Here is a 22,502-nt window from a genome sequence, read left to right on the forward strand (position 1 = left end):
ATTCATCGATACCCCTCCACTCTCGGCCTCATGCCTTGGGCCGTCAGTTCGTCGTAGGCGGCGAGGACGAGGCGGCGGGTGCGGTATTCGCCGTGGCGGGCGATTTCGTTCTTCTGGAGGACGCGGAAGGTTTCGCTGGGGTAGTCTTCGCCCATCACGTCCTTGGGATCGAGGACGTAGCGCAGTTCGTCACGGGTGAGGCCGTAGGCGAGGGCATACCAGGCGTCGAGCTCGGCGCGCAGGTGGGCGCGGCGGTCTTCGTCCCATGCGAAGGGCGGGCCTTCGTAGCCGAGGTCGCGGGCGAAGGGGGCCATGGAATGGCTGGTATAGGTAAGCTCCAGCACACGCGGGACGATGAAGGCGAGCGCGGCTTCGTCGTAGGCGCTGGGGGGGAGGATGGGGAACTGCTTGACCATCTCCACGGTTAAGTGCGTCCCACCGACTTGTTGGCGAGCCACAAAATCGAGCGGAATACAGCAGGTGTTTCCGATGAAAGCGGCGGCCACTTCGGTCGGCTGACGCAGGAACAGATTTCGGATCGTGTGGCCTATCGCGAACGCCGGATAGACGCTGAATATCGCTGTCCGTTCATTGGTCGAGTTGGTGATATCGCGCCAGCCCATCAGCCAGCCTCGGTCCCAATCTTTCGTTTTCTGACGACCTTTTGCGAGGCTCACGCTCAGCCAGTATCGCGGTAGAGGCTCAAATGCCGGGTCCTTTTTCTCGGCAAGCGTTGAGTCGCGACTGCTCGCATTATCGAACGTCGCCCAGCGATGATCGTAATGATGGACCATCTTGGCCTCGTAGAGGGGCACGTATCGAGTTCCTGTCTCTTGCACCCAATCTGTGCCGTCTTTGACGAAGTTCTCGGCCTCAAGTTGTCCGATATCTCGGAACAGGTGGCTGCTATCCGCCATGTCGAACATCTTCGTCATGTAGTCGAACCCCCACGGATTGCCCGCTGCACCCCGCTCCTCCTCGATCAGCACCGGAACTCTTTCATAGATCGCCGAGGTCAGTTCAGCATCGCGTCGTGCGCGAAAAACCGGGGCGGTTTTAGTATTAGGGTTTATCCGAGAAATCTGAGATGGTGATAGAGTGAACCGCCGCTCAACATGTTCAAGCTGTGCGGGGTCGGTGAGGAAGAACGAGAACGTTGCCTCAGCCACGGCGCTGCTGATGGTCAGCAGACAGAACTTAAAGCTGCGATGGACGCCCTCGAACAGCGGCGCGCTGTTCTCGAAGTCAACCAGCCCCGCAAGCCGCCGGGAGTTGACCAAATAGCCAAAGAATGGCGCAAAGGTCGCATCGGCAGCAATCCCGGTCGGAACAATCAGCCCCGCCCCGCCACCTTCGCGCGTGAGATTAAGGAAGTGCTCGGCGAACAGGGCATAGGTGTTGACGTCGCCCGTGCCGGTGTAGCGGTAGCGCCCGCCACTTTCACCCAGCACGCGGGCGAAGGTGCTGGTCGCTTCGGCGATACGCTTGGCGATCTGGAAGGCCTCGTAGAGCCTGCGGTCAGGTGAACCTTCGGGCGCTTCGGCGAGCTTCGCGATGGCCCGGGTGCGGGCGGCGGCGTTAGGCTCTTCGGCCACCGGATGCCCAGCGAAGAACTCCTGCTCCTGAAGCTTGATCCGCTCCCACGGCGGATTGCCGAGCACCACATCAAAGCCGCCCTTGCCCACCATCACGTCGGGGAATTCGAGCGGCCAGTGCAGCACGCTCGCCGCGCCGGCGACTTCGCGGGCAGCCCCCTCCAGCGGGCCGTAGACCTGACCGCCCGCCAGCCTTTGCCGCACATCGCCGGTGGTCGGCACCATCGCACGGTGGTGGCTCGCGGGCACCTCGGTCTTCGGCATCAGGAAGGCGGCCATGTAGAGATCGCAGGCGACTTCTGTGCTGTAGCGTGCGGCATCGGCTTTCCACGCCTCAAACGCCTGCCGCTTCTTCTCGACCTGGCCGACGGTATCCTCGGACATCGCTTTGATCCGGCCGAGCCCCGCCGCAATGGGCTTGGAAGGCATGAACCCGCCGCCGCCTGCGAAATCGAAGGCGCCCTGCCCCTTCTTCGCGTCGCGGTTCAGCTTGAGATAGAACTTGGCCGCGTCCTTGCTGTCACCGGTGAGCGGCTTGTAGGCCTCGTCCGGGATGCCATCTTCGAGCACGGCGAGGTCGAACACGCCGAGCAGCGCGTCTCCGCAGCGGATGTTGGCATCGAGGAAGCCCAAGGGCTGGCCGGGCGAGACGGACTCGATCCACAGCGCGACCTTGGCGAGTTCGACCGCCATCGGGTTGCGATCGACCCCGTGGATGCAGCGGGAGACGACATCGCGCAGGGCGGCCTGCGTCTCTTCTTTGCCCGCATCCTCGTTGCGCAGGCGCGCGACCCGGTCGGCCATGCGGCGGGCGGCACCGAGCAGGAAGTGGCCCGATCCGCAGGCCGGATCGATGACCTTGAGATCGAGGATGGCGGCGACCTTCTCCTCGGGCGTTGCGCCGGATGCCTCGGCGCGTTCGAGCACCGGGTTGAGGGCGCTGTCGAGCAGGCATTCGACGAGGCTGTCCGGGGTGTAGTAGGAACCGGAGGTCTTGCGGTCGTTGCCCTTGGCCCCGGTGCCGAGCTGGAAATCGCCGCTAGCGGTAAGGCTGGGGCGGATTTCGAGGAGGCCTTCGTAGACGGAGCCCAGTTCCTCGGTTTTGAGATCGCGCCAGTTGATGCGGTGGGTGATTCCGTCCTTGCGGATGAAGCCGAGGCAGAACAGCGCGGCGAGGAAGGCGCGGTTGGGGATGGTGGCGGCGTTGAGGTGGCGGGTGGAGGATTGGGAGAACAGGCCGCCCAGCGCGGGCAGTCCGAGCATTTCCTCGCCATGTTCGAGCGCGGCGAGCGTGACCTTCATCGCCTCCCACGCATCATGATGGCTGTCACGCGCAACACGGCGGCGGCTGCGTTCGCGCCAGAAGGTGAAGCTGTAGCCTTGCGCATAAAGCTGGCGGGCTTCGCGCGGGGTGCGGCGGGGGTGGAGGAGGTCGCGGTCCTCAGCGACGGCGAGGAAGATGAGGCGGTAGACGGTGCGGAGCAGTTCCTCGAACAGTGCCTGCATGGGGAGCGCGCCGGTGGCGATCTGGTCGCGCAGGTCCGGGTTGGCGGTGACGATGCCCTGCCCCAGTTCCTCCAGCGCGGTGGCGACGTTGGCGTAGAGGTCCTTGCGGGCCTCGACCCCCTGTTTGAGCCCGGCCTCGCGCCACTGTTCCAGCGGGCAATCGGATGGGGCAGCCTCCTGCGCGCCGAAGCGGGTTGCGTGGGCAAGGAGCCAGAAGGCGGTGAAGTCCGCGAACATCTCGTCACGGAACATCGCCCCGAGATCGGCCTCGATCCAGGCGGGGCGTGTGAGGCTGGCGTTGTCGCGCATGATCCGCACGCGGTCTCCCGCGAAGACGAGGCCCCACAGGGCGTGTTCGGTGCCGTTGAGCCAGTCCTGCAGGAGCGCGGTGGGCGAACGGCGCGGGCGGCCGCCTTCGCCGTCGCCGAACTCGGGCTGGGATTTGGCGAAGCTATCGCCGGTCTCAACCGGGGCAGCGACGACTACCGGAACTCTGCCGCCCTTGCCTTCCCATGCGATGCGGTAACGGCGAGTGCCCTCGCGGTGTTCGACCGGGCCTTGCAGGTCGGTGAAGCCGAGGCACTGGGTCAGCAGGTCGCGGGCGAAGGCGGCGGTCCGGGCGATGGTCTTGGCGTCCGCCTGATCATAGTCGCGCCAGATCGCCTGACCGATGCGGAAGAAGCGCGCGATCTCGTCGCCGAGGCTGGTGCCTTTGGGGCAGGCGTAGCTGTCGGCAGTCTTGGGGGTGCGATCGGCGGCGATGACCTTCTGCACCTGTTCGGGCGCAATCAGTCCACCCTCGATGGTGACGGCGACAAGACCGAGTTCGGTGGAGGAAGAACGGCGTGCCATCAGTTGGCCTCCGGCACGAGGACATAGAGGCCGATGATGTCGGCGGGCAGAACTGGCTCGACGGTGGTGGTGACGCCATCCCCGCGGGTGGCGGCCTTTACACGCTCGTGATCATGCGAGAGAGCGGCGGCGCGTTCGGCGGCATAGGCGGCGATTGCGGGTTGGAAATCGGCGTGGCGCGCGAGTGCAAGGTCGATCTGGCGCTGGTTCGCGGGCGGCTCGATACTGCGGGTGGCTTCGTGCTCCAGTAAGGCCAGCGCCTCGGCGCCGATCGCAATGGGCTCATTAGACTGCGGGCCAAAGGCAATGCCGGTCGCTTCTTCGGCGAGCAGAGTGCGGCGCCCGCTGGTGACCAGCTTGAAGCGTAGCCGCAGAGCGAGAAGGACCGTCAGCTTGTCTACGCCGCGGGTCATCCACACGCCGGCCCGTCCAAGGGTCGCCTTACCCTCGACACCGTTCGGATCGAGCGCGCCCTCGGCCATTGTTCCGGCGAGCGTTGCCACAAGCGGATGGGTGCGGCCGACCTGCGCGACATTAGGGGACAACTTGTCACGGAAGCCAATGATGCGGGTGCCAGTCAGCCCCCGCGTCGCGAGCTTCTCGCGGAGCTGCTGCGGCATATCATCATAGCGCACACGCCAATGCTTGCTTTGCTGCCCTAGCGGCACATCAAGCCGTGCCAGCGCGCGGCGAGTGAACCGCTCAACCTCGTCCGGCCCTCCGAGCAGATCGCGCAGCTTGTGCCATTCGGGCAGCACTTCCTCGGGCTTCAGCGCCGTCTGGGCATAGCGGGTCTGCGTCTTATGAGCGTTTTCCTGAGCATTGCGCCACTGGGTCTCGAGCGTGGCCTCGGCGTCGCCGAAATCGAACAGGCCCTGCGCACGTGGCTTGCTCGAGTGCAGCAGCATGGCCTGCATCAAGGCATTGGATACGCTCGATGAGTCCTCGGGAACGGGGACGATAACCCCGGTTTCCTTCTGAATCCGCTTCATCTTCTCGGTGATGACCTTGATCACCGCGCCATCGATGATCGAATTCGCCCCGAACATCATGACCGACCAGACGTGCTCAGCCTGCTGACCGAAGCGGTCGACGCGGCCATCGCGCTGCTGGTGGCGCGTTGGGTTCCAGTTGAGGTCGTAATGGATCACGGCGTTGAACAGCGACTGGAGGTTGATCCCCTCCGACAGGCAATCCGTGGCGACCAGGATGCGATTGGGATGATCCTCGAGCGCCTCGACCCGCGCGCGCCGTTCCTCGGGCGTGAGGCGACCGGTGACAACCTCGACGGTGTGGGACTTGAAGCGGCCGCGCAGCGCCTCGCCCACAGCTTCGGCAGTGGCGATGAAGCGGCAGAAGATGACAGGGCGGGCTTCCTTGTTGCTGGTAAGATCCTTGACCTGTGCGAGAAGTTCGCGAAATTTGGGATCGTCAGCAAATCGCGCGCACAGGTCTTCGGCTTGCGTAATCAGTTGGCGAAGTTTTGTGATCTCTTCGCTGTCTCCGGCGGTCGCCGGCTCGATATCGGTATCGGCAAACTCATCGTCATCGTCGTCGAAAAGGACCGGCCCAAGTAGAGCCTCATCGGCCATGCCGGACAGCCGATTCCGCAATGCACTCAATGCCGCAGCAGGGGACGAGCCGACACAGCGCATCAGGGCGAGCGTGCCCCAGAAGGCCAGACGGCGAGCTTGCGCCCCATCGGCGCGTGTTGCGACGCCCAAGCAGTATTCGAGGACATCTTCCTGAAATGCCTGAAAATCGCCCGTCAAACTATAGGGTGCGTCAGCCTTCATGGGCTCGGCAAAAGAATCGCTCTCGCCCCACTTGCCAGCAATGTCGGCCCGGCGACGCTGGACGAAATGCTGAGCAAGCCGCCGCCGGTAGCGTTCGAGGGCGTTGGCATCGAGCGTATCCGGCGCACGTGACAGATCGGGATGGAGCAGGCTCAAGAGGCGGGCATAGGCATCCTGATTGCCGCTGTGGGGCGTGGCGGTCAGCAGGAGCATGTGGCGGGCCTCATCCTCGACGAGGCGTTGCAACAAGGAGAAGCGCTGCTGGGTGCCCTTCTCACTGCCGCCGACGCAGCTATGCGCCTCATCGACGATCACGAACTTCGGACACGCCTGCGCAAAGCCTTCGCGGCGGCTATCGGCCTTGATGTAGTCGAGGCTCACGACCGTGAAGGGATGAACGCCGAAGATCGTGTCGCCAAGAGCAATACCCTGCTCCAGCGAACGCGCACGCGCTGAGGTAACGGCCACAGCATCGATGTCGAATTTCTGGGCGAGTTCGCCCACCCATTGATCGACCAGATGCGGCGGGCACAGGACCGTGAAGCTGTCGATCTCCCCGCGGTCCAGCATCTCGCGCAGGATCATGCCGGCTTCAATCGTCTTCCCGATGCCGACATCGTCCGCGATCAGCATCCGTTTGACCTCGAGCCGCAAAGCCATGAGCAGCGGCACGAGCTGATACGCACGCGGTTCGACGCCGAGATGGGCCGCGCTGCGGAATGGCCCCGCCCCCCGGCGCAAGGAGAGCCGCAGTGCATCGGTCAGGAGCCGTGCGGCATCCTGCGTGTCTAGCTGCTCTGCGTTGGGCAGAGCAAAGCTCGCCTCACGCACGGGCTCGCGTTCCAGTTTCGGGGCGATGAGGATCGCATCGTCCTCCGAGCCCGACAAAGGCCGAACCCGCAGAAGGCCTTCCGACGGCTTTGCCAACACGATCCACTCGCGTCCCCGGGCATGCACCAGGTCACCGATCTGGAGCTGGCCGGGGGCAACGGAAACGGATGTCATGCAGAAACTCCCAATGCGATCGCCAGATCTGATGGCGGCGTGGTGCCGGGTTCATCGGGCAGCACAATCAATTCTCGGCCGAGCTCTGCGCAGCGATCACGCAAGGCGTCCGATGGAGATTGCGTAACCGCCATCACCATGTGGCCGGGCCAGACCATGGAATACTCGATCCCCGCAATGGTCTCGCTCGAGGGCGCAGGCAAACCCCAGCTGGCGAAGGCCGCAAGCCAAGGATCAGATTGGGTGTCGGCGCCCGCAGGACCGCTCGCAGGCCAGTCCCTCTCGCACGCGGCGAGCCCGACAAGCACATCAAGCACCCCTTCGTCACGCCGGTCGATCATCTCATGATCTGGCTGGTTGTAGTAGGACAGGACGCAGCGATAGCAGCCGGCAACACAGGCATCATCTTTCGCGACGAGCCTGCCCGCCTCGAGACGGTAATGCATCAGATCGAGCGCGACGGCGGCGAGGCGACGCCAATGTTCTGGCCCATCCATCAACCGCTTCAGAACGCCAGCACCGCCTTCAGAGGCTTCGTAGAACAGAAGCGCTTTGCGGTTGTCCTTGGTCGGCAGGGGTTCGCCCAAAAGCTCGCCCGCTTCCAGCACATGCTCGGCTTCGATGGCGCGCACTAGCGCATGCTGCAGTGTCGCCATTTGATTGTTGTCGAGCTCGATCAGATGATCGAACTTCAGCAGTAGCGCGTTCTTGGTGTCTTCGACGACAGGCACGATAGATTGGCGTTTGGCGCTATTGTCGACGTAGCCCTCATCCTCACCCTGCGCCTCATTCTTGAGCCAGCGGCCCGAGATCGTGTCGATATCGAAGCCTGTATGTTCCTTATGCGCACGGCGCCGCAAGCCGAGGTTCACACGCGAAAGCTTGGTCTGCGGGCCATAACGCAACGCTGCCAAAGGTCCGTCCGAAGTCTTGAGCAACAGGCTTTCCTGGCGAACCGGATCCCACTCAAAGATTGTCCTCAGGTCGAATCCGCGGCGTTGGCGGTCCTCGTCGTTCGCCGTAATGCGAGACCTCGGGGCCGCATCGACATTCTCGATCCGATAAAGCTTCGACAGTCGCCCTTCCTCGGTGAGCGGCTCATGACACACGATGCACCGTTCGATGGTCTCGCTGCTATGAGCGGCACCGCAGGCGTGGCAGCAGCGCATCGTCGATGTGATGAGCTTGTTATCGTTACCTCGAGTGCCAGCAGGAAGCTTGGCGCGGTTGCAGCTGAACGCCTTGCCCTCATGATAGACGAGGCTGTTTGGCCCGAACTCGGCAATTGCCAGAAAGCGCGGTCGCTGCAGCACTGCCGATCCACGGTCACTATCGACGAAGGCGTAGAGCGGAAGCCGCGGAAAATTGTAGCCAGGCAGGAAGCCTTCGGTCGCCAAGTAGCGATAGGCGTAGAAGTCCGAGCTTGCTGATGAGACACCCTTGGCCAAAAGTTCGACCTGTTTGTCGGCCGCCACGTAGCGCGACCGGGCATCCTTGCGTTCCTGAGCCGAAAGGCCAGGCCGATCAGCGATAGCCGATGCTTCACGCCGCTCTTCGTTTGCTGATCGATAGAGCGTGCGCCAGCGCTTGAAGGCTTGGTCAATGGCATGCCCCGCGATCCCCCACCGGGCCGTCACGAAATCCTCGGGGCTACCGGTCATTGGTGAACCTTCTGCCGGCAGCGCCGAGCCGACGATCCTGACCGCCCGCTCGCGCGCTTCTATATCGCTCGTCGCCGAGGCGAATGCCGAGATCAGCCGTGAACAGATCGGCAAAGCCTCATCATTCATATCGAGATTTTCGGGGATCGATTTGCCAAGACCTTCCTTCGCTGCCGCTAGCCACTCAGCATTGACGTGCGAGGCCAGCAGGTCCGGGTTGACCAGATCGATCGCGGGCGCCTTGACGATCCCAGCAACGAGATCGGTCCGACGCTCGAAATAGTATTGATCGTGAGGGCTCTGGGCGGCGCAGTAGGTGACGACCAGAGCGGCTTGGCCGCTTCGTCCCGCCCGCCCGGCACGCTGGGCGTAATTGGCCGGGGTCGGGGGCGCGTTGCGCAGATAGACGACGTTGAGCTGGGAGATATCGACGCCAAGCTCCATGGTAGGCGAGCAGTAGAGCAGCGGCAGGAAATCCCGCTTCTCTGCGATCACTTTGGCATCGCTGGCGATCTCGACCATGCGCTGCTTGTCGCTGTCCCCGAAGCGAAAACGACATTCGCGCATCTCGCGGAGCAAGGACTCGACCTGTGCGGTATGCTCGCGCGCTTCAAATGCCAGAGGCAACCCGCCGGGTGCAGCAAGCCGCACGGCAACGTCGGAGTAGAGCTCGGCGAAGAACTTGTTGTCCTGCCCCTTCTTCGGTTGCCCCTCACCCGGTATGATCCGCAGCGCGCCGGGCGCAAGCCGCCAACCCAAGAGCTGACCGGCTGCAAACTCCCGCGCCATCTGATGCCGCGCAGCTGCGAGGAGCATCGCTTCAATAAGTGGCTCGCGATCAACAAGGGGCAGGTCACCGACCTCAGCCGCGATCGTCCTCGCCAAACCACCGCGTGCTGAAACACGGACGATTCGGTCATACTTGCTGCCTTGCGTGCCCACGACCAGCGCTGTCTGCGCGCTGAGGTCGTGGTTCTGTTCCTCCTGCGAAATAGCCCACGGGTCCTTGAGGAACTGGCGCGACTTGATCGACACCGCTTCAAGCTCATTCGGATCGAGCGCATCGACTGCGATAGCCAAGCCCTGACGCATATGGTCGAACAACAGCCGGAACATCTTCTCGCGTTTGTCCGCCGGGACTTGCGACAAGATCGAGAAGCCGCGCTCTTCGGTTTCGCTCATGCGTTCGCGATGTGCGCCTGAGCATGTCGCCTGATCTTCGGCCAACATCCGAATCCCAGGATAGACGATCCTGATCAGATCGAGCTGGTCGAGGTTTGGGTTGGTAAAACGCCAGCCTCTGCGCAGGTCATTCCAAAGCCGGTGCGCGAGCACCCTGTTGATCGACTTCTTGGCTTCATCGATTGCGGAGAAACTCACCGGGTCGGGATCGAGCATCCATTCCGTCCGGCGCTCCCGCAGATCGGGATCGAACCCGAGCGCCTTTCTAAGCGCGTTTCCGAACTCCTCATGAGAGAGGCCATCTTCCCCCGCTGACCGCACCGCCTGCAGCATGGCGCCGCGCAGCAATGTTACGAAGATGAAGTCGTTGAAATGGCCTGACTGGAGGGCTGCGTCCTGCCGATTATCGGTAAAGCCGAGCAGTTTGCGGCGATGTATCTCGACCGGTTGACCTGCCCGTTCCATCCAGTCGAGCGCTGCCGTTGTGATCAGGGTCGTTGCGGAACTTCTGCCTTCTGCCGAAAGTCCTGCCAGCTTGTTGATATCGCGCGCTTGCGGCGCAGGCTGGCTCTTGCAGTGCGGGCAGAATCGAAACTGACCGGGGAAGAACCAGCATAGCAGGCCTTCCGGGTCATGCCGGCCATCCCGTCCAAGTCGCATCTGACGGCCATCGTGCTTACCGCGATGGGAATTCTTGAGACGCAACTGCCCCGTTGCGGTGGTCTCCTGCCAACTGGCGGGATAGTCTTCGACATCGCCTGCAAACTCGAGATCACCGCTCGCATCGGGCACGAGAAAGCCGTGTTCGATATCTTCGCCTGTCGCGTCAGGGCGAGGAGCGACGTCGATAGGACGAGCGATGACACTGCCCCAGTTGTCGATCGAGACGCTATGGACTTCCTGACCGCAGTCCCGACAGAAATAGACGGGATAGAGCCGGGATCTGGTCTCCTCTCGGTCAAACTTCTCGCCAACCAGAGAAACACGGCGGCTACCGGATGGCGCAAGCGTTGTATGCGCAGTCCCTGCACCCGACAGAAAGCGATGAATTTTAAAAGCCATGAAGGCCTGATCGCGGTCATTGCGACATTCATTCATGGCGACCAGCCGCTCAGCGATAGCAGCGCGGCACTGCGTCGGCTCTAGCTGCGTCACTTGTGCAAGCGCGTCCGCCGCCTCGGTCATCGTGCTCGGGGTCGCACGTTTCAGGACTTCGCCGCCATCAAGCCCGATGTTCATCTCGATCCAGCAGGCGAGCGGATCGCAAGCGAATTCTTCGAATGTTGCAGCTTCGGCAGACTCGAGGATGGCGGCACGCAGTGCAGCGTCTGACGGCAAGCCCTGAGTGCGCCGAACAAGGCTTTCCGTGATAACATCTTCTGAGAAAACAGGACTTCCGAACAACGTGCTTCCGACCTTGGATACCGCATTTCGTCCTGCGTCTTCGTCGCCCGATGCCATAGTAGCCGATGTGCCAACGCACAGCATCTTGTTCGACCCCATGCGTTCGCGCACCCGGCGAACAAGCATGGCAACGTCCGCGCCTTGGCGACCGCGATAGGTGTGGAGCTCGTCAAGAACGAGAAACTCGAGCCCTTTCATGTTTTCGATAACTTGCTGGTCGAGTTCATCCTGCCGCGTCATCAGCAGCTCGAGCATCATGAAGTTAGTCAGGATGATATCCGGCGCATTGGCGGCCACTGTCCTGCGTTCGCTGTCCTGCTCCTGACCGGTGTAGCGCGCGAAGGTCGGCTTTAGGTTCGTGTCCAAGCCGCAGTGTTCGATGAATTTCTCCAACTCCTCACGTTGCGAGTTGGCCAGAGCATTCATCGGATAGATCACAATCGCGCGTGTCCGCCGCGGCTCACCAGCACGCCGCGCAGCAAGGATCCGGTTGATGATCGGAACGAAGAAGCAAAGCGATTTGCCAGACCCGGTGCCGGTCGTGACGATGTAGTTCCGGTTTTGCAGCGCCTTCATCAGCGCCTGCTCTTGATGGAGATGCAAGCTGATAGGTGTGCGAGGAGACCCGAGCGAAAAGACAGCTTCAAGATCCGGGTCGACAACCCCTTGCTGGGCTAAGTCAGAAACTGAGCGTCCGCGCTTGAACTCGGGGTTGAGCCCGATGAGCGGTTCGGGCCAGAACTTGCCACCTTCATAAACAGCATCAATCTGCTCTCGAAGGTCTGAGGCACGGATCGAGGTAAACGAACGCGCGAACTTCTCGTATCTGGCGATCAGATCAGCATCGAGCTCGAAAACGTTCATGGCAACCCCTTGAGTATTATGCCCATCATAGCCGCCAATGGGCGGATTGCAGCGGTTAATCTAGGAAAGCTAAGCGAAACTCTGAGACGCTGCAGACAGTCTCTCCCGCATCACCGCCCGAAGTTCGTCCGGGGACTCGATCCGCACCGCACCACCCCACGTGAACAGATGTTCTGCGATCTCGCGCAGGCCTCCGGAGCAAAATCGCACCACCAGTTCATCACCATCCTGTTCGATCACCTGCTGAGGGTGAAAACGCCACCGACGCGCACGTTCGGCGCTTTCCGGAGCAACTCTCAACACGATGTCGTGGCCTTGTTCGCGCCAGATGCCGAAACTGGCGCTCATCCATTGGTCCAAATCCCAATCCTCGCTCGCCGCACCGGGCTGATTGCTGACCCGAGCTTCGGTAATGCGATCGAGACGATAGGGGGCAGGTTCCAGATCGCGGCCGGGGATCTTGCCGATCAGATAGGTCGCAGGCCCGTGGATCAGGCCCAACGGAATGACCCGCCGCCACTTCGGCTCTGTCGCACCGTCGGCAAGGTAATCAAATTCAAGGCACATCCCGGCCATCATCGCGCCCTGAACCTGCGCCACGGTCTCCGGCGCATGTTCGATCATCGGGCCAGCGGGGACATGGTGGCGCTGAAGCCGCACTAGCGGGTCAAGGTCTGGAGCCATACGGCTCTTGACCTCGCGCCTCAGGCCCGCCTGCACTTTGCCAACCAGGGTTTCGAGCAGAAGGGCCTGCGCCGATCCCGCCTTCCGAGCGGTATCGGCGAGCGACTGCAGAGCGGCGATCTCGGCGACATTGGGCTGGGTGAAAGGCGACGGCAGCGCGCCCGGAATGCGGAAGCGCTTGTGGCGGTCATCGACGCTTTCCTCGAGATCGAAGTGCACGAGGATGAGATCGCGCAGCCGCTCGGCGGTGCGGCGGTTGGCGCCGATCAGCTCGGCCATCTCGTCGAGGGTCAGACCTTCGGCACTCTCTCCCAGCGCCTTGACCAGGGTGAGCAGCCGGTCGAGTTTTGCATTGCGTGCCATGGCGTCTCGCTATTCTGTTGCCAGAAGTAATGGGACCGCATCGGCGGCCGAGGGCTCCATCACCAGTGTCCTGAGAGCCTCGATCAAAACCTGCTCGTCCAGCGAGACATCCGCCGTTGCGATCCTGAGACGCTCGCTCCCGCCCGCCATGCCGAACTGCGCGCGCTCAGCGCACCCCTGCCCCGGTCGTCCGGGATAGAGCAACATCAGCTCGGCCGTTCGATAAAGCCGCGCATAGGCCATCAGCTGATAGACGTCGGCCTGGCTTACCCCGTGCTTGCGATCGAGCGGGTCGGGGCTGAGCTTCTTCCACTTAGTGTCAATGATCGCCACGACCTGGCCACGCTGGCAAAGCATGATGTCGGGCTTTGTGCGGAAAACATTGCCGCTTTCGAGATGCTCGCCGGTGAAGGCGCCGAGGCAGGCACGGTGGCCGCCTTGGTCGAGCACTTCGATGTCGCTGCCCGCCAGCGCCCGGCGCAGCAGCACCGCGACATACTTCTCGAACAGGTCGTTCATCGGGAACAGCAGCGTCAGGCCCTCGGGGGCCTTTGCCTCATGGTGGGTCGCTTGCCAATCGCGCTGGAGCAGCAGCCGGGCGAGCCGGAACAGCGCCTCCCAGCGCCGGTTGGTGCGATCGATTCGCACTGCCTGCCATGGCAGCCGCGTGATCGGCATCAGCGGGATGTCAGCCAGGGCGTGTCGCAGCTCGTCAAGCTTGCGCCGGGTGCCGAGGGAGCGGGTATGGCGGGCGAGGAACACGGTGGCCGCCGCCATGATCCGCATCAATGGCGTATCAGCCTCAAGCTGATCGAAGCGGCAGGCAAGCCGGTCGGGCCGCACTGCATTGCGGGTGAATTGGCGGGTCACATCAAGCCGGCCGCGCAAAGCCGGTAGATCTTCTTCGCACTGGATATAGGCGCGCGGCAGGCCGCGCCGCACCTCGGCAAGCAGGCGGGTGGCAAAGGCGTCGATCAGGATTTCCAGCAGAGTGCTCTTCTGCCGGGCAATTGCAGCCTCGGCCCCGCTATCGAGGTCGAGCCCGAGCGCCACATCCAGCATCCGCACGAGGCGGCTGCGCACGGTCTTGTCGCTCTCCTCTGCCCCGGCATCAGAATCGACCTTGGGCAAGATCTCCAGGCTGCATCCCTTGGCCGAAACCATCCCGACCATCTGGCGCGCGATGATCCGGTCGCGCCCGAGAACGAGGATATTGGTCGCATCATCATGCGCCAGCGGGTGCTCGCAGGCAGCCGCGTGAAGCGCGTGAGCGTGGGTTTGGGTCAGCCCATGATCGCCAAACCGGACATGGCCCCACTCGTGGATCGTCAGATGCGTCACGGGGCAAATGCCTCGCGCACCGCGCGGGCATGATCGGCTGCCTCACCGGTAAAGCAGGCCAACCATCCGCCCCACGAACACGTGGCAAAGCGCACTCGGTTGCCCGCGACGATGCCGTGAAAATCTTCGATCTCGCGGCGGTGGGCAAGGAAGGCCTCTAGCGAGTTGCGGCAGGCATCCTGCGGCTCGGCGTAGAGGTAAACCAGCGCGGGGGACAGGCCTGACCGGGTGCTTTCGGTCGCAAGGCCCAGCGCATGCTTTACCAGCTGCGCGGCATCGAGATGCTTGTAGCGCCGTGGTTCGGCCCGCAGCAGGTCCCGCATAGCGCACCAACCCTGCATGCCCTCACCCCAGACATCGCGGTCATAAGCGTCGGACAACTCTGCAACCTTGCTGTCGCGATAGGGCTCGTAGCGCTTGGATTCGACGCCGATGACTTGAGTGTCGGTCCACACCACCGCATCGAGCCACGGATGACGCCCGCCGCTCCACGGGAAGCGCAGCTCGCGTTCGATTGCGACCGCAGTCACCGGGCCACCAAGGTCGGCAACCGACGGAAACAGCGGGCAATCGGCGGGCCGGTCAAGGAACCACCCGAAGCCATTTGCCGCCAGTGCCGCGCTGCTCTGCGGACTGGCAAACTTACCGCTGGCAATCTCATTGCCCGCCGCCCGCCCAAAGATCTCGCGCACCTTGTCCTCGGGCACGCCCGGAAGGAAGACCGGCTGCGCCCCGCTCAAGCTTCATCCTCCAAATCGGAGGGCGTTGCAGCGCGCGCGGACACGAGCCGGGTATAGGCCCCCTCATCGAAATGCGACCGAACCCGCCAGCTTTTCAGCGGCTCCCCGCCCTCGCCCATCGGATCCTCGATGATCTCGCAGGTCAGGAAATTGCCGCCCTTGTCCTTCTCGCCCAACACAGCTGCGAGCCGGTTCCAGTCGTCGAAGAAGTATTCCTGGAGCAGCGGGATGACCTTGTCGCGCATCACCGCATCGACGTCAGCCTTGGTGTCGCAGCCGATGAAGAACGCATGGCCGATACGGTGATCCCGGTCGACGAGGTATTCTATCCGGCGATTCATGGTGTTGAGGACGGCACCCAGCGGCAAGCCGGTCGAGTTCTCCGCAGCGATGAAGGCAGGGATCGAAGTGTCAGGCGCCATCTCCTCGAAACGGAACCGCCGGCGCAGCGCGGTGTCGAGCAGCGCAATCGACCGATCAGCGGTGTTCATGGTGCCGATCATGTGGAGGTTGGCCGGCACCCCGAACTCGCGCTTGGAATAGGGCAACCGCACCTTGAGGGGATTGCGCATGCCGAGCCTTTTGTCGGGTTCGATCAGCGTGATCAGCTCACCGAACACCTTGGAGACATTGGCACGGTTGATTTCATCGATAATCAGGACGAATTGCTGTGTTTCTCCACTGTCAGCAAATCCATTATCCGATGCTGCAACGGGCTGGATCAGACGGGCCAATGCATCGTGGTTCACCCTTCTAGCAGGGATCGAATAGAAGGATCGCATCATGAAATCCCCCTCGATGATCGTATCGAGCGGAAGAGGTTCATCCAGGACAACCAACCACCGGACGCGGCGCCTGTGGTAATAGGTCGGCTCCCCTTCCGGCTCATAGTAATAGTCGCCGACCACCTCACCGACAGCGCGGAATGTCCGGTTGCTGGCAGGAACGATCACAATATCGCCGATCTTCAGCTCGTTGCGGAAAGGGTGAAGCTGACGGTAATTGCTGGGACGGTCATCCTCGCGCGGAGCACTCTCCCACTCATTGCGGATCGCATCGAGTGTCGCAAAACGCTCATCCGACCAGTCAATGTCCCTGCCATAGCCAAGGGAAATGTGCCCGTCTTCGATGGCCCGATCATAGACGCTATCCTGCTGGCCCACCCTGCCAAGGCTCATCTTCCAGAATTTGCGTCCAGTGAAATCGAAACCGGGTTGATGGGCTTTAGGGCGCTTGCGAGCCTCCTCCGCGACTGCACACAGTTCACGAAAGATTCCGGGAACCGGTTCGAGACGAAACCCGCCCACAGACCCTTCTTGCTCATCATTAAGGGCGGTCTCTGGCCGCAGCCCTTCAACGAATTCCTCGTAGGAAAAGCTCTGGTGGAACGTCACGAAGCGAATGCGACCTGCCTTGGATAGCTCCTCATAACGCCGCATGAGCTCGTCGCGATCGTCAGGCGCTGTTTCGCCGCACAGCCGCACAGCCTCCTGCGCTGTGCGATAGGTCTTGCCCGTTCCCGGAGGGCCATAAAGGATGAGGTTCGTGGGTTGCATGGTCGGCATCTCGTCGCTTGCTCCGGCACCGAACAGCCGGTCGCGCCAGAAGGGATCATTCAGAAACATGGCGTGGTCTTGCGGCTCGCCGTCGAGCAGGAAGCGCCGCAGTTGATCGGCATAAACGCTGTCGCCGGGCTCGCGCAGCCGCCAGACCGCGTCGTTGTTGGTGTAGAAGAACCAGGTGCGCGGCTCCGGCCACGTCTGCCAGTCGACACCGACCCGGAGGCCATCCTCACTCACCTCAGTGATAGTGCCCTCGGCGCGGAAACGCAGCGCGGTGACGATCCCCGTCCCGACATCGAAGGGCAGATCGCGGGCGCGCGGCACGAAGTCCTTCAAGAAGATGCGATCGCCAGCATGCATTTCGCGAACGCGGCGGTTGTTGGCGCTTCCGGTGTCGGTAAGCAGGCTCCACTCTCCGCGCTCGACAAAGCGCGGCAAGCCGTCTTCTTGTCCCCAAAGCGAAGTGACCATCCATATTGGCACCGGATCAAGTTCGCGGGGCGCTTCCAGCTTGTCCTTACAGGTTACCCAAAGAAAGCCTTGGACGTCCCACATGTCACGCGGGTTCCAGTTCCAATCTTCATCCATGATCCGCAAAATTTCGCGGGCCATGGCATTCACCCGTTCGAGTTCACCGCGCGCAAGGGGCGCATTTGCGAAAGCAGGACTGCCAAGCAGCAAGCGCGCGGCATAGTCGGTTGGTGTTGATCGGATCGGCAATACCCCATTCGGCTCAACAAGGGCCCGAAGCATTGTGGGGAACATCCTGCTTTCGGCGTAAGGATTGCTCGGCAAATCCCCGCGCATGACCGGCCAGACGGTCGCCAGATAGGCGACGACGCCTTCAACAGAATCTTCAGCGCGCGCCAGTCGTCCGGTAGCCGCTTCAACTAAGCCTGGATGCGACGTGCGCGCATTATCGATGACCTTTTGCGCCCGCCAATCGATGAGATTGCATTCTACCCCTGCTCGCCCAGCCAAGAGGTCGATGAGTGCAGCGCCAAGAGCTTCGTCGCTTTGACCTTCCACAGCGAGGGTCAAGGCAGCCTTCAGCACAACTACATGCTTATAGTCCCGCTCCAACGACGCGAAGCTTGGACTTTCATCGAAAGTCTTGAAATCATGATGAATTGAAAGGAATTTATCCCTCAGGCGCTCCAAAGCGGCGCGGTCGATCTGGATATCGTTCCCGCCCTGCAGCCCGAAACGATAGCGAATAGTCGAGCTGGGCTGATCGCTGCCAATCGGGCTGCGTCGATCAATCAGGGTAACCTTAGCTCTTTCCGCAAACATCCGCCCTTCCAGCGCTCCGCAGACCGCAGGCATAGCGTTCTCAAGGCCCATACGGGTGTGAACATCACCAGACACGACTTCGACCACACGCTCGCGGCTCTGCCGAGCTGGTTCTATGAAGTTGGTGATTACAAAATCACGAATTCGGTCAGCTTGGGTTTGAGACACATCACCGCGCCGATCCACGATGCGAAGGCCAAGCCGCGCTAGATGCTCCCGAGCTTCGGTGCCGTTGCATGTTTCGCTGTCACGAGCTTCCCCGTCGGGCATGTAGGCAAATGCTGCGCCGAAGATTGCTTTCGATGGATACTTTTTGCCATCAATTTCAACTTCATAAGTGATGTTTCGGTCAGCAAATTGGTATTTCTTCATGAATGCGCCGCGCCCGAGCCGATCGAACTCAGCTGCAGCTCGTTCTACGGCCTGAATATCAGGTCTTCTCACTTGCACCCCTCCTCGGCTACCCAGGCCAGCGTATTCACAAGTCTCAGATGTTCAATGCTTTTTGCATCGAGCTCCAGCAGTTTCGGATTGGCCAGCACGAGCGCAAGCGTGCGCGCGCGGCTGATGGCGACGTTGATGCGGTTCTTGGAGTAGAAGAACTCAACGTTGCGCGGCAGGTCATCGGGGCTGGAAGTCGCAAGCGAGACGATCACCACCTCGGCTTCCTGACCCTGGAACTTGTCGACCGTGCCCACCCTCGCGGCTTGCGGCAGCGCAGCCCTAAGCGCGTTGACCTGCACGTTATAGGGCGCGACGATCAGAATGTTGTTCCAGCCGATGGTCCCTTGAGAACCGTCGCGCGCGGTAAACGGCGTGCCGATCAGTGCTTCGGCCAGCTGCTTGACCCGCGCCACCTCGGCATCGCTGCGCTGGCCGCATCCCGTATGATCCATGGCTACGAAGCTGATGCCGCTCTCCGCCAGCGCCGGATCATGACCACGCGAAAGGTGCAACCGTTGGCGTGCGCAGTCGGGATGCGCCTTGAGCCGCCCATCGTAGACTGCCTCGGAAATAAACCCGCAAATCGAAGGATGCATTCGCCAGCTGGTGTCGAGCAGGATTCCCCGATCGGGCGCCACAGTTGCTTCGCCCTGCAACAAGTAATCGAGCGCTGATAAGCCGCTCTCGCCCGGATGCGCGCCTTGGATCGGCTGGGATAGCTGCATCTGGTCGCCAACGAGCACGACATTCTTGGCCGCCGAACCCATCGCCAGCAGATGGCCAAGAGACACTTGCCCCGCTTCGTCGATAAACAGGTAATCGAAATGCTGATCGAAATCGCTGTCCGCAAACAGCCACGCCGTGCCCCCAACCAGATCCGGAAGATAATCGTGGACGTCCTGCACGGCTTCAACGTCGGTGATGATGCGCCCGTTAAGCCGCTGATCCTCCTTGCCTCGCGTGGACTTTTTGACACCGCAGAAGTCGAGCCCAGTTTCCTCGGCAACGTCCTCAATCTTGGCTAGCAGGTTGTTGATCGCCTTATGGCTGTTGCTCGACACACCAACGCGCTTGCCTGCCGCCAGTAGCGCGCAGATCACGTGGGCCGAAGTGTAGGTCTTGCCGGTGCCGGGCGGTCCCTGAATAAACAAGGCTGTCTCGTCCATAGCAAGGCAGCGCAAGGTTGCGGCCTCGACAAGGCTTTCGCCTTCACGAACCAGCGGTCCGCCCTCCCATCCGACAAGGCGCGGCGGTTCGCGTTCAATCAGATCGAGGAGCGCGCGGTAGGGCGGGCCGTCTGATAGACCGCAGGACCATGTTTCCAGACCGTCGGGATCGGTATCGCCGTGCAGCCACTGCGCCTCGTTCATCCCCGCCCAAGCCATTGCCACGCGGCGGACTGCAGAGACGAGGATCTCGCTGGGGACGGTCGGCTCGGGAATAAGGGATCCGTCCTCGGGCCAAATACCCTTCGCACCATTGCCCCGCTTGACCTCGACCTGCCCGGCTTCCCCATCGAGCGCGACGATCGTTCCAACTTTCGACAGCGTCGGCGCATGCAATACGACATCGCCTTCGCGCAGCTTCGTCTCTTGGGGCGGAAAGCGATAGCGGGCGATGGTGCTACGTTTCTCCGGGCGCCGCCATACCCCGTCGCCGTCGGGGTCAGGCTCAATCGCACCGATGCATTCGGTGTCCTCAACCAGCTCGTCAACCTCGCGCTCGCAACGATCGAACATTTCCCAGAGGGCAGGCTTGTCCGCCCTGCGGTGAAATTCAGTCAGGTGTCCGACCAGAGCACGGCCCGCGGGTGTTGTTGGCAAAGTGCCTGCATCAATTGCTTCGATCAGCCGCCTTGAGCGTTGCTCGGCCTGCTCGCGCTGTTCAGACTTCTCCTCGCTCACGGCAACCGGCGGACCGATGTCTCGCCAGGGTAGGTGATCCATGCGGAGCGACACCAGCCAGTCGCGCAGGCCTTCGGTGTTCTCGCAATCGACCTTGTTGTATTCGAGGATGTCATCAAGGATCCGTTGTTCGCCGGTCTGCTGCCAGCTCTTGTATTCGACCACCGACTGGTCAGCCTTGGTCACAGCCCCGTCGCGCTTTTCGGCAAAGAAAACTTCCATCGTCTTGAGCGAGAGGTTGGGTTCCGAGGTGCGCACGGCCTGACGCAAAACGGCGTAGAGATCGACAAAGCGGCGCTCGCGCAGCAGGCGATCAAGCACAGCCTCGCGGCTGGCATGCAGCGTAGAAAGACGGCGCAGCGCGGTAATCTCATAAGGCGCGTAGTGATAAATGTGGGCGCCCGGATTACGGACGAGATGATCAGCCATCCAGTCAAGCGTGTCTTCGAAGGCGCGACGCTCCTCGGCCGCATCGTGACCCCAGCGGAAGCGAAACTCGGATCGTCCGCCATCGCGGTAATGCACGCCCCAAAGATAATCACGACCGCCGTCCTCCAACGGATCACCCTCGAGATCGAAGAACAGATCCGCCGGATCCGGCGGTGGCAGCAGGGCGAGGCCTCGCCCTGTTTCCACCGGCAGCGCCACGACCACAGGCTCGCCGCCGGCCCGCCGCGCCAGTTGCAGCTGGGCCTGGGCGCGCAGCTTGTCCAGCGTCGCGGGCGCCATCCGCGGCACTTTGATACGATCGGGCAATTGTGCAAGCGCCGCCAACGTCTCGATCCCGGCGTCCTTGAGCTTCTGAGCCTGCGGCCTCCCGAGCCCGGCGACGAGCGAAAGATGCTCCTCGGTTTCCCACACCGCGCCGCAATGCTCGCGCCACGGGCACAACGGACAAGCGGCGCATGGCTCGGGGCTCGTGGCGCCGGGATCGCCTGACACGAAGTCCGTGAACCGTTCAATTGCGGCCGAAAGCACCTTGGCGAAATCGACGAACCGGTAACTTTCGCGCCGTCCGTCACCGAGTTCGACGTGAACCCGCCGCGGGCTGCGACCCTGAATGGTCGCGATCATTCGCGCATAAAGCCCGAGCTGGACGAGATGTGAAGCCTTGGCCGAGCGGGCGAGCTTGGTGTCGACCGGTTCATAGGACCATGCACCCATTGCAGAGGGCTCCTCCACCCGCACCAGAAAATCAGCAAAGCCGCTCCACGGGGACTGCAGGAACGCCGCCTGAAAAATTGCGGGCACGCCCCTCTGGATGGCTTCGGTCGTTAGCCGGGCACGTTCATCTAAAGACCGATTAGTGGGAATTTCGACGAGCTCGCCCTCGCCCGCAAGCTGCTTGCGGAACCGTTCCTCGTGCTCGAGTCCGGCTTGCTGAACCAGCTTTGCCATCGCATCGTCTTGGGCCAGTGCGGGCGCACCGTCCGGATCGGCCAGACGCACCAGATCGAGCGCGGTGGCATGGTTGCAACCGAGAAACCGCACAAGGTCGGTGGGCGAAAAAAGTGTTTGTCCTTCGTGGAGGCGCATGGATCATCCCTTCGATCGCAGGCTTAGGGCAGCGATACGACAGAATTGGTCATCGAAATGATAATGAACGAGAATTGCAAGGATCTACCGACTGGCGCTACCCTTAAGGCGGCCCGCTGACGCTGCAAGCCGGGGGTCAGGCCTCAGCGCCTGCTTCGGCAAGCCACGCTTCATGGTCGCCGATGTGCGAGCTATTGTAATTGCCCATTCCCGGCTTGGTCAGCCACCCCTTCGGAGCCGCATAGCTGTAGATGCTGCGCTCTGCCTTTTCGTGCCAAGAGATGTTGAAGGCCGCGAGCTTGGGGAAGAACGTCAGCCCGGCATTCCACGGCACATGATCGTGCACCCACCACGCCAGCGCCTGCCAGTTTCCGGTGCGCTCATAGTAAGGGAGGAAGCTGTGCACCACGATGCACGCAGTCGCGCCCATGTGGCCATCGGCGTCACGCCGGTCCCAGATATGGGCGGCGTAGTTCGCCTCGTTGCGCGCGCAATTGTGCTTACCTACCCCCGCTTCGTTGACCGCGCAGGAGCGGAACGCCGAGCGGATCGAGATGCGTCCCAGCTTTTCCCACATCGGCTCAAGCAGGTCCTCACACAGCCGGGTCCCGGCCGCGATCGCCAGGTCAGGATCATCGGGGATGTTGGGGATGCCATAGAGATTGGCGATCTCGGAATAGAGCATGTCGCGCATGAAGAAGTTTTCGGACAGGCGCACTCGGCCAATATCTTCGAGCGCGGAAACTGATTTCGGTCGTCGCATAACTATC

At 62.1% G+C, this 22,502-nt stretch carries 9 protein-coding genes; all 9 read right to left on the reverse strand.

Going from position 1 to position 22,502, the window contains the following annotated elements; genetic code table 11:
- Positions 1-2: 2 nt before the first annotated feature.
- Positions 3-3,953 carry an Eco57I restriction-modification methylase domain-containing protein gene (locus IP79_RS05880; protein ID WP_054118357.1) on the reverse strand — a complete coding sequence of 1,317 codons (3,951 nt, stop codon included), beginning with the start codon at positions 3,951-3,953 and terminating at the stop codon, positions 3-5.
- On the reverse strand, positions 3,953-6,754 hold the full coding sequence (locus IP79_RS05885; protein ID WP_054118358.1) for a DEAD/DEAH box helicase: 2,802 nt from the start codon (positions 6,752-6,754) through the stop codon (positions 3,953-3,955). Before IP79_RS05885 ends, IP79_RS05880 begins: the two co-directional genes overlap by 1 nt.
- A complete protein-coding gene (locus tag IP79_RS05890) occupies positions 6,751-11,865 on the reverse strand; it encodes a DEAD/DEAH box helicase (RefSeq protein WP_054118359.1) in 5,115 nt (1,704 codons plus the stop codon). Before IP79_RS05890 ends, IP79_RS05885 begins: the two co-directional genes overlap by 4 nt.
- A 69-nt stretch (positions 11,866-11,934) precedes the next feature.
- On the reverse strand, positions 11,935-12,912 hold the full coding sequence (locus IP79_RS05895; protein ID WP_054118360.1) for a helix-turn-helix transcriptional regulator: 978 nt from the start codon (positions 12,910-12,912) through the stop codon (positions 11,935-11,937).
- 9 nt (positions 12,913-12,921) lie between these two features.
- Complete coding sequence (locus tag IP79_RS05900) at positions 12,922-14,253, reverse strand: McrC family protein (protein WP_054118361.1); 1,332 nt, start codon at positions 14,251-14,253, stop codon at positions 12,922-12,924.
- On the reverse strand, positions 14,250-14,993 hold the full coding sequence (locus tag IP79_RS05905; RefSeq protein WP_054118362.1) for a PGN_0703 family putative restriction endonuclease: 744 nt from the start codon (positions 14,991-14,993) through the stop codon (positions 14,250-14,252). Before IP79_RS05905 ends, IP79_RS05900 begins: the two co-directional genes overlap by 4 nt.
- Positions 14,990-18,292, reverse strand: coding sequence for an AAA family ATPase (locus tag IP79_RS15755; RefSeq protein WP_233994101.1), 3,303 nt, complete (start codon positions 18,290-18,292; stop codon positions 14,990-14,992). The genes IP79_RS05905 and IP79_RS15755 overlap by 4 nt, the downstream gene beginning before the upstream one ends.
- A complete protein-coding gene (locus IP79_RS05915; RefSeq protein ID WP_054118364.1) occupies positions 18,289-21,732 on the reverse strand; it encodes a TM0106 family RecB-like putative nuclease in 3,444 nt (1,147 codons plus the stop codon). The genes IP79_RS15755 and IP79_RS05915 overlap by 4 nt, the downstream gene beginning before the upstream one ends.
- Positions 21,733-21,868: 136 nt before the next feature.
- On the reverse strand, positions 21,869-22,495 hold the full coding sequence (locus IP79_RS05920; protein ID WP_054118385.1) for a hypothetical protein: 627 nt from the start codon (positions 22,493-22,495) through the stop codon (positions 21,869-21,871).
- Positions 22,496-22,502: the final 7 nt, after the last annotated feature.

It is taken from the genome of Porphyrobacter sp. AAP60 (assembly GCF_001296025.1).
GTDB lineage: Bacteria > Pseudomonadota > Alphaproteobacteria > Sphingomonadales > Sphingomonadaceae > Erythrobacter.

What these genes read in the sequence shown, in the direction of transcription:
- IP79_RS05880 (WP_054118357.1), bottom strand. Translation starts at nt 3,953, where the DNA reads ATGGCACGCCGTTCTTCCTCCACCGAACTCGGTCTTGTCGCCGTCACC.
- IP79_RS05885 (WP_054118358.1), bottom strand. Translation starts at nt 6,754, where the DNA reads ATGACATCCGTTTCCGTTGCCCCCGGCCAGCTCCAGATCGGTGACCTG.
- IP79_RS05890 (WP_054118359.1), bottom strand. Translation starts at nt 11,865, where the DNA reads ATGAACGTTTTCGAGCTCGATGCTGATCTGATCGCCAGATACGAGAAG.
- IP79_RS05895 (WP_054118360.1), bottom strand. Translation starts at nt 12,912, where the DNA reads ATGGCACGCAATGCAAAACTCGACCGGCTGCTCACCCTGGTCAAGGCG.
- IP79_RS05915 (WP_054118364.1), bottom strand. Translation starts at nt 21,732, where the DNA reads ATGCGCCTCCACGAAGGACAAACACTTTTTTCGCCCACCGACCTTGTG.
- IP79_RS05920 (WP_054118385.1), bottom strand. Translation starts at nt 22,495, where the DNA reads ATGCGACGACCGAAATCAGTTTCCGCGCTCGAAGATATTGGCCGAGTG.